At 64.1% G+C, this 13,527-nt stretch carries 7 protein-coding genes; 6 read left to right on the top strand and 1 reads right to left on the bottom strand.

Annotation, left to right across the window (positions count from 1 at the left end; all coding sequences use genetic code 11):
• The first annotated feature begins 58 nt into the window (after positions 1-58).
• Positions 59-3,988, top strand: coding sequence for a glycosyl hydrolase (locus ACZ5B4_RS11845; RefSeq protein WP_464911438.1), 3,930 nt, complete (start codon positions 59-61; stop codon positions 3,986-3,988).
• 157 nt (positions 3,989-4,145) lie between these two features.
• Here ACZ5B4_RS11845 and ACZ5B4_RS11850 read toward each other — a convergent pair whose 3' ends face one another.
• On the bottom strand, positions 4,146-5,573 hold the full coding sequence (locus tag ACZ5B4_RS11850; RefSeq protein ID WP_464911439.1) for a hypothetical protein: 1,428 nt from the start codon (positions 5,571-5,573) through the stop codon (positions 4,146-4,148).
• A 514-nt stretch (positions 5,574-6,087) separates the two neighbouring features.
• Here ACZ5B4_RS11850 and ACZ5B4_RS11855 point away from each other — a divergent pair.
• The 5 genes from ACZ5B4_RS11855 to ACZ5B4_RS11875 all read left to right on the top strand — a co-directional run bounded on the left by ACZ5B4_RS11855 (position 6,088) and on the right by ACZ5B4_RS11875 (position 13,446).
• Positions 6,088-7,092 carry a TFIIB-type zinc ribbon-containing protein gene (locus ACZ5B4_RS11855; RefSeq protein ID WP_464911440.1) on the top strand — a complete coding sequence of 335 codons (1,005 nt, stop codon included), beginning with the start codon at positions 6,088-6,090 and terminating at the stop codon, positions 7,090-7,092.
• Positions 7,093-7,228: 136 nt separating this feature from the next.
• Positions 7,229-9,034, top strand: coding sequence for an ArnT family glycosyltransferase (locus ACZ5B4_RS11860; protein ID WP_464911441.1), 1,806 nt, complete (start codon positions 7,229-7,231; stop codon positions 9,032-9,034).
• A 360-nt stretch (positions 9,035-9,394) separates the two neighbouring features.
• Positions 9,395-10,276 carry a DUF1559 domain-containing protein gene (locus ACZ5B4_RS11865; protein ID WP_464911442.1) on the top strand — a complete coding sequence of 294 codons (882 nt, stop codon included), beginning with the start codon at positions 9,395-9,397 and terminating at the stop codon, positions 10,274-10,276.
• 60 nt (positions 10,277-10,336) lie between these two features.
• A complete protein-coding gene (locus ACZ5B4_RS11870; protein WP_464911443.1) occupies positions 10,337-10,795 on the top strand; it encodes a hypothetical protein in 459 nt (152 codons plus the stop codon).
• Positions 10,796-10,968: 173 nt separating this feature from the next.
• A complete protein-coding gene (locus ACZ5B4_RS11875) occupies positions 10,969-13,446 on the top strand; it encodes a hypothetical protein (RefSeq protein WP_464911444.1) in 2,478 nt (825 codons plus the stop codon).
• Positions 13,447-13,527 lie beyond the last annotated feature (81 nt).

Raw genomic sequence — 13,527 nt, forward strand, 5'->3', positions numbered from 1 at the left:
CGTGTGTCCGCGACCACGGCACCCGGAATCACCGCGATACGGAATAAAGGAGCCTCCCATGAGATGGTGCGTCGTACTTTCCGCGGCGTGCTTCCTTTTCGGCTGGCGTGACGCGGCACTCCGCGCCGCCCCCGACGACCTGGCCCGCGGTTTCGCCCAGGCTCCCGATGATGCCCGGCCGTGGGTCTACTGGTTCTGGCTGGACGGAAACATCAGCCGGGAAGGAATCACGGCGGACCTGGAAGCGATGAAGCGAGCGGGAATCGGCGGCGTCCTCATCATGGAGGTGGATCAAGGCGCTCCCCCGGGGCCGGCTCGCTTCGGCTCGCCCGCTTGGCGCGAGTTGTTCGCCTTCATGCTCGCCGAGGCGAACCGCCTGGGGCTGGAAGTGAACATGAACAACGACGGCGGTTGGACGGGTAGCGGCGGGCCGTGGATCAAGCCCGAACAAGCCATGCAGCGGCTGGTCTGGTCCGAAGTCACCGTCGAGGGATCGGCGGGCGAGCCGATCGTGCTGCCGCAGCCGCCCGTCACGGAAGGTTACTATCGCGATGTCGCGGTGCTGGCGTTCCCTCGCCCGGCCGAGCCGGCTCGAGTCCCGGGCATTGCCGCCAAATCCCTGGCGCAGCCGATGAATGCCACGCCGGTGCTCCCGGCCGATGTCGCGGAGCCGCCCGCCGATCAAATCATCCCCAGGGAGGCGGTGGTGGATCTTACCGACCGGATGGATGACCAAGGTCGTTTGCGTTGGGAAGTTCCGGCGGGACGCTGGACCGTTCTCCGCTTCGGACATACCCCGACGGGAGCGCGGAATCTTCCGTCCCCCGCCGAGGGCCGCGGCCTGGAATGCGACAAACTCAGTCCGGAAGGAGCGGAGGCCATGTTCGCCGGGCTGCCGGCCAAGTTGATCCAGGATTCGCCCGGCCTGATCGGAGAAAAGCGGACCTTGGTTTCTACTCATATCGATAGTTGGGAGGTCGGCTCGCAGAACTGGACGGCCCGGATGCCGGAGGAATTCTTGAACCGCAGGGGCTACGACGTGCGGCCTTATTTGCCGGTGATCGCCGGCTACGTGGTCGACGGCCGGGAAATCTCCGAGCGATTCCTTTGGGACTTTCGGCAGACGATCGGCGAAATGGTCCTCGATCACTACGCGGGGAGGTTTCGCGAACTGGCACGGCGGCACGGAATTCGGCTCTCGATCGAGGCCTACACCACATGCCCGGCGGACGAATTGGCCTACGCCGGGCGCGCCGACGAGCCGATGGGCGAGTTCTGGTCGTGGTCGCGGTACGGCGCCGCCTTCAGTTGCACGGAGATGGCCTCCGCCGCACACGTCTACGGCAGGAAAATCGTCGGTGCGGAGGCGTTCACCGCTACGGATGCCGAACGCTGGCTGGGGCACCCCGGCAATATCAAGGACCTGGGCGACTGGGCCTTCTGCGAAGGAATCAACCGCTTCGTCTTCCATCGTTACGCACTTCAACCTTGGACCCGACCGGACCGTCCGCCGGGAATGAGCATGGGACCGTGGGGGCTGCACTACGAGCGAACGCAAACCTGGTGGGATTACGCGCGGCCTTGGCACGACTATCTGGCGCGATGTCAATATCTGCTTCAAAAGGGCTTGTTCGTCGCGGACTTGTGCCTGCTCACACCGGAAGCAACGCCGCAGACTTTGGCCGGTCAAAGCGCCCTTTGGCAATTCGGCCTCCCGCGCGAGCGCGGCCCGTTCCAGTATGATTTCTGCCCGCCGGAAGTCGTGCTTACCCGGATGTCGGTGGAGAACGGCCGGCTCGTCCTGCCGGACGGAATGAGCTATTCGCTGCTCGTCCTGCCGCGGGTTCAGCGGATGACGCCGGCCTTGGTGGAGAAGATCGCCAAGCTGGTGGAGGAGGGCGCCACCATCGTCGGCGGGCCCCCGGAAAAATCGCCCGGCCTAGCGGAGTTCCCCAGCGCGGACCGGAAACTGCGGGCGATCGTGGAGCAGGTTTGGGGGGGTACGCAAGCCCCGGCGGAACCCGTCGTGCGGCGATACGGTAAAGGGCGTATCCTGTTCGGCGGCCCGTTCTCTCCCGTCACTTCGGTGCAGGAGCGGCCCGGCTTGGAAAAGGCCCGCTGGATATGGACCGAGGAGGGGAATCCGGCGGCGGCGGTACCGATCGGGCATCGCTATTTTCGCCGGGTCTTTGAGCTCCCGCCCGACGTGAAGCTCGCGTCGGCCTGGTTGGTTATGACCGCCGACAACGAGTTCGCATGCAAAGTGAACGGTCGTCGAGCCGGACAGGGAGGCGATTTCCACCGCCCGTATCGCGTGAACGTCACGGGGCTGCTCCGCCCCGGCGCGAATCTCATCGCCGTCGACGCATTCAACGCGGCGGACGCGCCCAATCCGGCGGGATTGATCGCGGCCCTCCATTTGCACTTCTCGGACGGTCGCTCGGAACTGATCGTGTCCGACGGCGATTGGCAGTGGAGGGATGCGCCGGCCGCCGGTTGGGACGCCGATCCCGCCGCACCCGGCGATTGGAGACCCGTCCGCGAGGTCGGCCCCCTGGGAATCCCGCCCTGGGGCGACGTGAGCGATCAAGACGGCGACCCGAATCTGATTGCCGACATCGACGCCCTTGAGAATGCGGCGGAGCAATTGGGCCTGATCGGCGACTTCCGCTACGAATCGGCGACAGGCGACAGGCCTCTCCGTTACATTCACAGGCGGATCGATTCCGCGGACGTCTATTTCGTCGCCAACAAGACCGAAAGGCCCGTCGCAGCGGTCTGCCGGTTTCGCGTAACGGGAAAACGCCCCGAATTGTGGCATCCGGAGACAGGCGCCATTCTGCCCGCGGCCGCATGGCGGAACCAAGACGGATGCACGGAGCTGCCGCTGCGGCTGGAACCTTTCGAGTCGGTCTTCGTCGTGTTCACGGCGGGCGAGGAATCCGGCGAACGAATCGTCGGCATCAGCCGGGACGGGCAGGAGATCCTCCGGCCGGAGAGTCGACCGGGATCCCTCGTCATCCGCAAGGCCCTCTACGGCGTGTTGGAGGATCCCGCCCGCACGCGCGACGTCACCGCAACGGTACAAAGACTTGTGGACGGCGGGAAGTTGCGGTTTCCCGTGGCCGATCTCGCCAGGGACGATGATCCGGCATACCTCGTCGTCAAACGCCTCGTCGTCGATTTCGAAGTGGACGGTCAACCCGGACACTTGGAGGCGTTCGACCCGGAGACGGCGGTGTTTCCGTGCGCCGCCGTGCAAGAGGCGCCGGTGGAACTCCGCGCGACCGGCTCCGACCGTTGCGAATGCGTCGTTTGGAGTTCCGGCCGATACACGATGAAGACATCGGCGGGACGAGAAATCACGATCGACGTCCCCCGACTACCGGAACCGCCCGCGGTTTCGGGGACTTGGGAAGTGGAGTTCGAGCTTGCCTCGGGCGCACGGCGAAGCGTGACGCTCGAGCAGCTTCAATCGTGGCACGAGTTCGAAGATCCCGACTTGAAATACCACTCGGGCCGGGCGGTATATCGGACGACGCTTCACGCGGACCCGGCCTCGTTCTCTTCCGCGGGCGAAGTGATGCTGGATCTGGGCCGGGTCGAAGTCGCGGCGGAAGTGAATATCAACGGGAAGCCGGTCGGTATCGTTTGGAAGCCGCCGTACCGCCTTGCCGTCGGTCGATACTTGGTGCCCGGCGAAAACGCGCTGGAGATCGGCGTGGTCAACCTTTGGATCAATCGCCAGATCGGCGACGAATTCCTACCGGAAGACAGCGACCGGAATCCCAACGGCACCCTGAAAAGCTGGCCGGACTGGCTCTTGCAGGGCCTTCCGTCACCCACGGGCCGCCGCACGTTCACTTCCTGGCGACTGTGGAAACGGGACGATCCGCTGCAACCATCCGGATTGCTGGGACCCGTCACGGTCCGCCGCGGAGCCGTCATCGAGGTCAACTTGGGCGGTGGTAAAAACCCGGCCGGGTGAGATCGCCCGCGATCGCCTGACGGAATATCCCTTCCCGTTCAAATCACGAAGAACCCCGCGGAGGCTCAACCTCGCGCGGGGTCGGGAAGGAGATGGGTTTTTTCGAGACGGGGACGGCCGCGGCAGGCCTATGTTCGGCCGGGTCGCGTCCCGGATATCACGTACTGGAGGTGCCGCTACCCTCGGCCTGACCGTTGGGCGTGGTCCGCCCCCCTTCGGCCGGCGACTCTTCGGTAGCCGGACCCGGCAGCACCGGGCGTTGGGTCTGCTGCGGAAGCTGCGGAGGTTGGTCGGCGGCACTCGCCCCGCTTTCCGACGCTGCGGGGGCCGGCGCCGCGGACGGCGTGGACGGCGCGGACGGCGAACCTCCGGGGATCGCATACGTCGGCGACGGCACGACCGACTCCAGCGGTACCAAGCATGGATCGACCGGCACGCGGCAAGCGATGGTCCTTGGACGATACGTCGTGTACGTCACCGGCTCAACCCTCTGCACGGTCCGCGGAATCTGGACGACGCGCTCCTCGACGGCCATGCGGCAGACCTGGACCGGAATCTGCTGCACACGCTCTTCGCAGACCTGCTTGTAGACCGTTACGGGGATCTGCCGCACCTGTTCCTCCTCCACCATGCGGCAGACTTGGACCGGCACTTGCTTTTCCACCCGCTCCACCACCGGCTTGGTCACGGTGACGGGGATCTTCCGCACCTGCTCCTCTTCCACCATGCGGCAGGTTTGAACGGGAACCTTGCGCCGCACTTCCTCGGGCTGATAGCGGGTCACCTCGACCGGCACCTGGACCGGGACGGACTTGGCGACGAGTTGGGTTTGCGGGACCGTCTGGGCCACCACATTGGGTTGCCATACTTGGCGGACCTCATATCGACCGCGATTGTTCGGCACCCAATACAAGCCTCCCGGTTGCCATGTCACCGCGCCCGTGGCGGGATCGACGACCGGGCGTCCCGACTCCCAGCTCAAACGATTCTGGAACAATCCCGGCTTTAACACCAGTTGCTCGCGGTATTGCCCCATATCCACGTACTGCGTGCGATAGGTGACCACCGGCTCGGTCACGGTCGTGTAATCGGTGCGATAAACGACTTCTTTGACGGGCCGCATCACGGTATAGACCTCCTCGCGCTCGGAGGTCTCCCAGACCGGCTTCAGGACGCGGACTCGCTCCTCCCGCTCGGCCGTCTCCTGCACATAGCGGACGACGTTGTAGCTCTCATCGCGGTACTGCGTTTCCCAGACCGGTTTCAGGACGCGGACCCGCTCCTCGCGGACCGAGGTCTCGGGGACCAGCCGCGAGACGGTGTACCGCTGCTCGCGATACTGCGTCTCCCAAACCGGCTTGTAAGAGACGACCTTCCGCTCTTCCAATTGCGTCTCGCACGTCGTGCGATAGGTCGTGATCTCCACCGGCTCGTACACGGTTTGATAAACGATCCGGTACGTCGTCTGTTCGACGGGCATGGCCGCGGAGTAGGCGTAGCCCTGGCCCTCCGCACGATGCCATCCGCACAACAGGACCGCACAGAGTACCGGCGTTCCGAATCCCAACGCCCGCTTCATTCTCATGGCACCACCTTGAATGGATTTCAACCGACTTCCAACGAACCAGGGGGGGTATTCTTCCCGACATGCAGCAGCCGACGACCGAGCCGCGCAACACGTCCGCCGCGGCCGCGGCCGCACTTCTCCCTTTAATTGTGCGACATGGTTCGCCGGAGGCAAACGAAAGCCTGGTAAACCTTGCCGATTCGCGTCGCTACTCTAGGATAGCACGCGAGATATGGCACGAAGAATTTTCTCAAGAAATGGCCCCGTGTTGCCGAAAGGCAACACCCTGTCCGCGATCCACTTCGCCCAATCGGTAAGGGCGACCATAAGCCGTAGAAATGACCGCGGGCAAGCTGGGGACCGCGACCTCGGCGACGGAGTGCGGCCCGCCGTTGCTGTATCCCCGAGAGCTGTTGCCATACCCGTGAGAAATGCGCGCGCGTCTTGTTCTGCGGCCGGCGCTGGGGGACAATGCGGGCGCGGAAAGCGTTACCCTTTCGGCCGGGCAGCCGCATCGAAAAAAGATCTCTCCATGTTCGACCGTCGTTGCGAATTGTGCGGAAGTCTTCTCGACGAGGAGGATCTGTTTTGCTCCAATTGCGGCCGCGAGGCCCCGCCCGGCGAATCCGCCGACGCCTTGAATGGCGCCGCGTCTCGCGAAACGACCACGGCGGGCACGATCACCAAGAACAACTTCACGTGCTCGGGCTGCGGGGCGTCCATGAGTTACGATGCCGGGGCCGCGGCGCTGCGCTGTCCCTTTTGCGGTTCCACGCAGCTCGAGGCCAAGCCGGATGCGAAAAGCATCGCCCCACGGGGCGTCATTCCGTTCGCCGTCAACCGAGCGGAAGCCGACAGAATCCTGCGCAGCCGCATGAAGCGCGGCCTGTGGCAACCGTCGGATCTTGCCGAAACGGCCACCGTCACCGAGATGACCCCGGTTTACGTGCCCTATTGGTCGTTTTCCGCCAAGACGCACACGTATTGGGCGGCCGACTCCAGCGTCACTCCGGCCGGGGCCCGGGGGAATTGGTACCCTCTGTTCGGCGAGCATCGGGGGCGGTATGACGGCCTGTTGATCGGGGCGGGCGGCACCCTGAGCATTTGGGAAAGCTCGGAGATCTGCCCCTTCGACCTCGGCCGCGCCGTCCCTCCGCAAGAAGTCGATCTCGACCATGCCATCGTGGAGCAGTTCTCGTTGCCGCGGAGGTATGCCCGGACCTTGGCCGTGCAGAGTTTTCACAGCGGCGAAGCGGCGGTCTGCGCGGCCAAGTACGTTCCCGGCTCCGCCCGCAACGTCAAGGTCAACGTCGTGCTCAGCGGGATGAGCAGCGAAGCGATCTTGGCCCCGGTATGGATTCTGGCCTATCGTTACCGCGATCGGCTATTTCGGTTCGTGATCAACGGCCAAACGGGCAAGGCGGTGGGAGACCTGCCGATTTCGCCCGCCAAGATCATCGGCACGGTCGCCGTCAGCGCGGTCGCGCTCTTCGCTTTCGTGCTGTTATTCGCAGCACTAATCCGCGGCTGCGGTTGAAGCGCCGGAGGAGAGCGGCATCCGGCGCGCTTCGGGCCGACCGCGATTCTCTCTTGTGACATCCGCGCGTTCGACCTAGAATCCATCCACGCCGGATTGCGCGGCGATCATCAAACGAGGCTCCACGGAGGGGACCATGCGCGAATGGGTAAAGTTCGGCCTGCCCGCGATCTTGACCGCGGCCTTCGTGTTCTTCTTCAATCTCGGCGGACCGCGACTTTGGGACCGAGACGAACCTCGCAACGCCGGTTGCGCGTGGGAGATGATCGAGCGGGGCGATTGGGTCACCCCCTATTTCAACGGCGAAATACGCGATCATAAGCCGGTCCTGTTGTACTGGTTCATGATGTCGGCTTACGCAGTATTCGGGGTGAACGAGTTCGCCGCCCGATTCTGGTCCGCCTTGCTGGCGGTGGGGACCGTGGCCTTGACGTTCGACCTCGCGCGGCGGTGGGTGTCTCTGCGGGCGGGGCTTTGGGCCGGCATCATGTTGGCCTCCTGCCTGATGTTTCCCGTCGCCGCAAGGGCGGCGACTCCCGATTCCGTCCTGATTTTTTTCACCACGGCGGCCCTGTGGTGTTACACGGCGACCGTACGACCATCGACGCCGCGCGGAGGGCCGAGCGAGGCCTCGGATCGACCGTCCCCCGACCCCCGTGCCTGGTTCCCGACCGGCCTGTTCGCCGCTTCGCTGATCTACGGGCTCATGGGTGCGGCGGTGCTGGCCAAGGGACCGATCGGCTTCGTGCTACCCACGGCGATCATCGGGCTGTTCATGCTTTGGCAGGGCCTTTACGATCGCGTCGATCCGCCGCCGAAGGGCAGGTTCCGCCGCATTCTTCGCCCGCTTGTACACATGTTTTCGCCGCGGGTGATGGGGCGAACCATCCTGGCCATGCGACCGCTTTGGGCCCTGATCGCCGTGCTCCTAGTGGCCGGTCCCTGGCACCTTTGGGTGGGGCTGCGGACCGACGGCGCCTGGCTGCGGGGCTTCTACTGGACCCACAATGTGAACCGCTTCATCGAACCAATGGAGGGGCACGGCGGTCCCATCTTCTATTATCCGGCCATCCTGCTATTGACCTTTTTCCCTTGGTCGCTGCTGTTGATCCCGGCGTTGATCCACGCCGTGCGGGAATGGCTCGCGCGGGGGCCGCACGCGCGGGCGGTGGCGTTCTTCGGTTCCTGGGGACTGGTTTATGTGGGCTTCTTTTCGTTGGCGGGGACCAAGCTGCCCAGCTATATTACGCCCAGCCTGCCCGCCTTCGCCGTGCTCACCGCTTGGTTTTTGGACACGCGCTTGACGGGCGAATCGGCCGTGCGACGCGGATGGCTCAGCGCGGCATTCGTGATCACGGCGATCGTGGGCTTGGGAATCGCCGCCGCCCTTCCGCCGGTGGCCTCGCGCTTTCTGCCGGGCGAGGAGAGCTTGGGCTTGCTCGGCGTCATCCTCGCTTGCGGCGGAATCGCCGCCATGGCCGCCTTGCGCAAAGAGCGACGTTGGGCCGCCGTAACCGCCTTCGCCGTCTCCGCCGTCCTCTTCGCGGTGACGGCCTTCGGCGTCGCCGCCGAGCGGGTGTCGCGCCATCAGAAGTTCGCCCGGCTGGCCGACGTGATACGTAGGCAACCCGACGCCTCCCTCGCCGCGTTCAACTGCCTCGAACCGAGCTGGGTCTTTTACACCGGCCGCAAGGTGCAATGGTTTGCTCCGCCGGACACGGCCGCCCTGCGCGAGTTTTTGGCAAGCTCCCCCTCCGGCTACGTCATCACCACGGAAGAGGATTACCGGCGCCTTGCTCCCCACTTGCCCCGCGATGTGCAGGTCGTGGACCGCGTCCCGTACTTCTTGGAGGGGACCGATTTGGTCCTGCTGGGCCGCGCGGCCCCCCGGGACGACGTCCCCATGATCGGCAGCCGCAGCGAGGATTCCGCCGTTCGCTGACCCGCGCCGCCGACGGCCCGGGATTGCCCGCCGTTCTTTCCTTTGCGCCGGATGTTTCTCTCAGCGCCCCGCCGCCGTAAATCGGTGATGGCCATCCTTGGAATGCGTTGCAAAAAATATCAGGCCCTGTGATTTTCGCTTTGGGCGGACGTTGGCGTTGCCGACTACCCTTGGCCGGTGACTCGTTCGATGCACGGCCCTGCCCCATGCTTGCCCGTTTCGTCGCAAGTTCATTGACGCGAGAAAAGGGAGAAAGTAAAGTGAGAGCGAGCGTAATGCCCCAGTTCGGTCACAGGTGAATGACGTAGCTGTGTTCCGCGCCATGATGTTGAAACGCTCCCCGCGAAAAAGGAGATAGGTGTGAGGCGTTCCGCATTTACCCTAGTGGAGCTTCTGGTTGTCATCGCTATCATCGGCATCTTGATCGCCCTGCTCCTCCCCGCGGTACAAGCCGCGCGCGAGGCGGCTCGGCGCTCCCAGTGCATCAACAACCTCCGCCAACTCGGTATTGGATTCCAAAACTACCACGATGCCTGGGGGCAATTTCCCCTGCCGGGAATGATCGCCAATCAATTGGGATGGACGGCGTCGGTCCTGGCGGTGATCGAACAAAAACCGATCTATGATCAAATGGATTGGAATGCCGGCAGTTACACGGCCCCGGGCAAGATCAAGCACGCCGCCAATCGTATCCCCGTTTACATGTGTCCCTCGGCAATCCAGGTTCGGACGGAATACGCGGCGGAGATCTGGCCTAATCCCGGCGGCGAGAAGGTGTATACCGTTCATTACTATGGAATTCTGGGCCCCTATGGTTCCAATCCCATCACCAACCAGACCTATCGCTGTCGCGATACCACTCAAGCCTTCGGCGGGGAGTGCGATCAGGGTATTCTATGGCAGTATTCCAGCCGCATGGCCGACGTAACCGACGGGACATCCAACACGCTGCTGTTGGGGGAGATCTCGTGGTCTCCCATGACCAAATATCGCGCCTGGACGCGGGGCAAGTACAGTGACAGCCGAGGAACGCTATACCTCTTGGCCAAGTATCTACGTTTTCCCCTCAACTCCAAGAACGAATCGATTTGGAACGGCATCGCCTTCGGAAGTTTCCATCCGGGCGGTTGCCAGTTCGTGAGGGCGGACGGGTCGGCCAGTTTTCTTTCCGAGACCATCGATTTTGGTATCTATCTCGCGTTGGGCAGCAAGGACGGCGGCGAATCCGTCCAGTCGCCGTGATTTCCGCAAGCGTGAACTCCTCGCGGCACGCTCTATGCACGGTATTGGGAAAGGCTTGGCGTGATGATCCTTTTCAATTGTCGGACTCACCTTTTCCTGCTCACCGCGCTAGGTATCCTATCAGCGGCGGGGTTGGGTTGCGCGAAAGATGATCCCCGTGCCAACCCGATCTCGGGGACCATCGTCTACCGCGGTCAGCCGGTACCCGCAGGGTCGGTCACCTTTATTCCGGACGCATCCCAGGGTAACAACGGACCGGCGGTGACCATCCCCTTCGAGAACGGGCGATACGAATCGCGGAGCGTCGGCATGGGACATGTCGGCGGGCCGCACAAGATCCGTATCACCGGCTTGACCGGCAAGAATTCCGGTGATGAATTCTTTCCCCAAGGGACCCTCCTATTCCCCGATTACGAAACCTCAGCCGACCTGCCGAAAGGTCCGAGTGAGCTAAACTTCACGATCCCGGACGATTGGGTTTTGCCCACTACGGCCCCCCAACCGTATGAAGGTCCCTGAAACGCCTGCTGCTTTCCACCTCGGGCTGACGCCCGAGGCTCGCGCCCGCGCGTCTGGTACGGTGTCTTCGTTGTGCATGCGTTCCTTCCCCCGCACGTGCAAGCCGGTGCTGTTGTAGCGCAATCCAACTCGAGCCCCCGATCCGCGCCTCGTAACCTTTTGGAGACGTTTCCATGCGACGACCCTCGATCATGCCGGCGGGCATCCACCGGCGGCTGTTTTCGGCCTTCGGGCTCGCAATTGTGCTGGTAGTGCCGGTCCGGTCCTGGGCTGCTGAGCAGGCGGATTCCGACCAGACCGGCTATTGCCGCATCTCCGGGATTTATCCGCATCTGGCGGTCTTCAACCAGCCCGAAAATGCCGCCGATCGACCGAATCACGGAGAGTGCGGTATCGGGGCCGTCGCCGTGTGGCAGGATCGTTTGTGGTATCTCACCTACCCGCAGCACAAAACGACGGGCAGCAACGACAAGCTGTACGAGCTGGACGCCGCGATGAACGTCCGCATCCGACCGGAGAGCGTGGGCGGGACGCACGCCGGGCGGATGTATCACCGAGAATCGAATCAACTGATTCTGGGGCCGTACTTCATCGACGCCCGGGGCAACGTTCGCGCGGCCGACCTGAACCGGCTGCGGGGCCGGATGACCGCCGTCATGCGACACCTCCGCGAGCCGGCCGACAAGGTCTATTTCTTCGATATGGAGGGGGCGATCTACGAGGTCGACGTGCGTTCCTTGGATGTCACCAAGCTGTTCGAGAAGCCGGTCCCCGGCTGGCACGGCAAAGGCGGGTACACGGCCCAGGGCCGCGTCGTCATCGCCAATAACGGCGAAGTCGGTCCCGCGGAGGCCTACCGCAAGTTGTTGGTGGGCGGGCCGGCGGTGGGCGACGAGGCCGGCGTCTTGGCCGAATGGGACGGCGACGTCTGGCGGATCGTGGAACGCAAGCAATTCTGCGACGTGACCGGTCCCGGCGGCTTGTGGGGCTCGCCCGACGATCGCGCTCCGCTCTGGGCCGTGGGCTGGGACAAGCGCTCCGTAATCCTGAAACTGCTCGACGGCGGAATCTGGTTCACGTTCCGTTTGCCGAAAGGCTCGCACACGTTCGATCCGCGCCACGGCTGGTTCACGGAGTGGCCCCGCATTCGCGAGATCGCTCCGGGACGGCTCATGCTCTGCATGCACGGCCAGATGTTCGAGTTTCCGCCGAGCTTCGCCGCGCGATCCGCCAAGGGAATTCGGCCGATTTGCACGCATCTGCGGTACATCCCCGACTTCTGCCACTGGAACGGCCGGGTGATCCTGGGCGCCGATGACGCCTCGATGATGCAGAACCCGCTGTGCGGCCAAGCCCAATCCAACTTGTGGTTCGGAACCGTGGAAGGGTTGCGGGAGTTCGGCCCGGCGGCGGGTTGGGGCGGCGTATGGCTGGACGATCCCGTTCGCGCCGGCGAGCCTTCGGAGCCGTACCTGTTCGCCGGGTACCGTGAGCGGACGATCCACATCGTCCACGACGCCTCGACGCCGGTGCGGTTTTCGCTGCAAGTCAGCGACGATGGTACGGAAGCATGGCGGGAACTGGAGAGCATCGAAGTCCCGCCCGGCACCTATTCCGGCAAGGTATTACCGGAAGGCGACCCCGGCGAATGGCTCCGTGTGATCGCCTCCGCCGACTGCCGTGCAACCGTGTATTTGCACTATGCGTCGCCGCGACCGGAGTCGCCGCGCGAAGACGCTTGGTTCGCGGGGCCGGCTCGCGTGACCGACGATTCTCCCCTGTACGGCGGCATCATTCGCCCGGCCGCGCACAATCGCAATCTGCAATGGGTCGTGGAGGAACACCCGGGCATGGGGAATGAGGCTCGCCGATACCGTGAGGTGGACATCACGCCGCGGGGCGAGCCGATCTTCACGCAGCCCGGCGAGGACCGCACCGAGGAGGTCCTCGCGGTGGGACGGGTCGCCGCCGACTATGCCGTGGATGAGGCCTCCGTCATCGTCCGCGACTCGGACGGCAAGATCTTCCGCCTCCCCAAGGGCGCGGCCGAGTTCGACGCCCTGGTCGGCCGGGCACGGGGCGCCCGCGAATGCGCCTCCGAGCGTTTTTTGGCCAATCTCCACGGCACGTTTTACGAAATACCGCGGGCAAGCAACGGCAAGCCCGATTGGGAGCGGATGAAACCCGTCGCCTCCCACGATCGCCGCATCTTCGATTTCTGTTCGTGGCGCGGTCTGCTGGTTATGGCCGGCGTGCGAGCCGACGCTGCGCCGGACGGCCATGTATTCCGAGCCGAGGACGGCCCCGGCTTGTGGTTCGGCGCCTTGGACGATCTTTGGAAGCTCGGTAAGCCCCGCGGTCAAGGTGGGCCGTGGAGGGATACCGCCGTTGCAGCCGGCAAACCGTCCGACCCCTATCTCATGACGGGGTTCGATCGAAAGACGTTGACGCTGGCCCACGATCAGGCCGAAACGGTAACCTTTACCCTGGAAATCAACTTCGATCACCAAGGCTTTCACGTTTGGCGGGTAATTGCGGTGCCTGCCGGGCAAGGCATTTCTTATACCTTCCCCGAGGGCTACCATGCGCACTGGTTGCGGCTTCGCTGCGACAGAGACTGCCGCGCTACGGCGCAGTTACAGTACGAATAGCCCGCCGCCGTTGCGGGATTTACGTGATTCCCGGCGAAACACCCGTCGGCACGCCCCGCCGGCGGCATCCGGCGGCGGAAA

The sequence above is a fragment of the Thermogutta hypogea genome (assembly GCF_055386265.1).

Bases quoted from the DNA above. Each gene is read 5' to 3' on its own strand.
- ACZ5B4_RS11845 (WP_464911438.1), top strand. From the start codon at position 59: ATGAGATGGTGCGTCGTACTTTCCGCGGCGTGCTTCCTTTTCGGCTGG.
- ACZ5B4_RS11850 (WP_464911439.1), bottom strand. From the start codon at position 5,573: ATGAGAATGAAGCGGGCGTTGGGATTCGGAACGCCGGTACTCTGTGCG.
- ACZ5B4_RS11855 (WP_464911440.1), top strand. From the start codon at position 6,088: ATGTTCGACCGTCGTTGCGAATTGTGCGGAAGTCTTCTCGACGAGGAG.
- ACZ5B4_RS11860 (WP_464911441.1), top strand. From the start codon at position 7,229: ATGCGCGAATGGGTAAAGTTCGGCCTGCCCGCGATCTTGACCGCGGCC.
- ACZ5B4_RS11875 (WP_464911444.1), top strand. From the start codon at position 10,969: ATGCGACGACCCTCGATCATGCCGGCGGGCATCCACCGGCGGCTGTTT.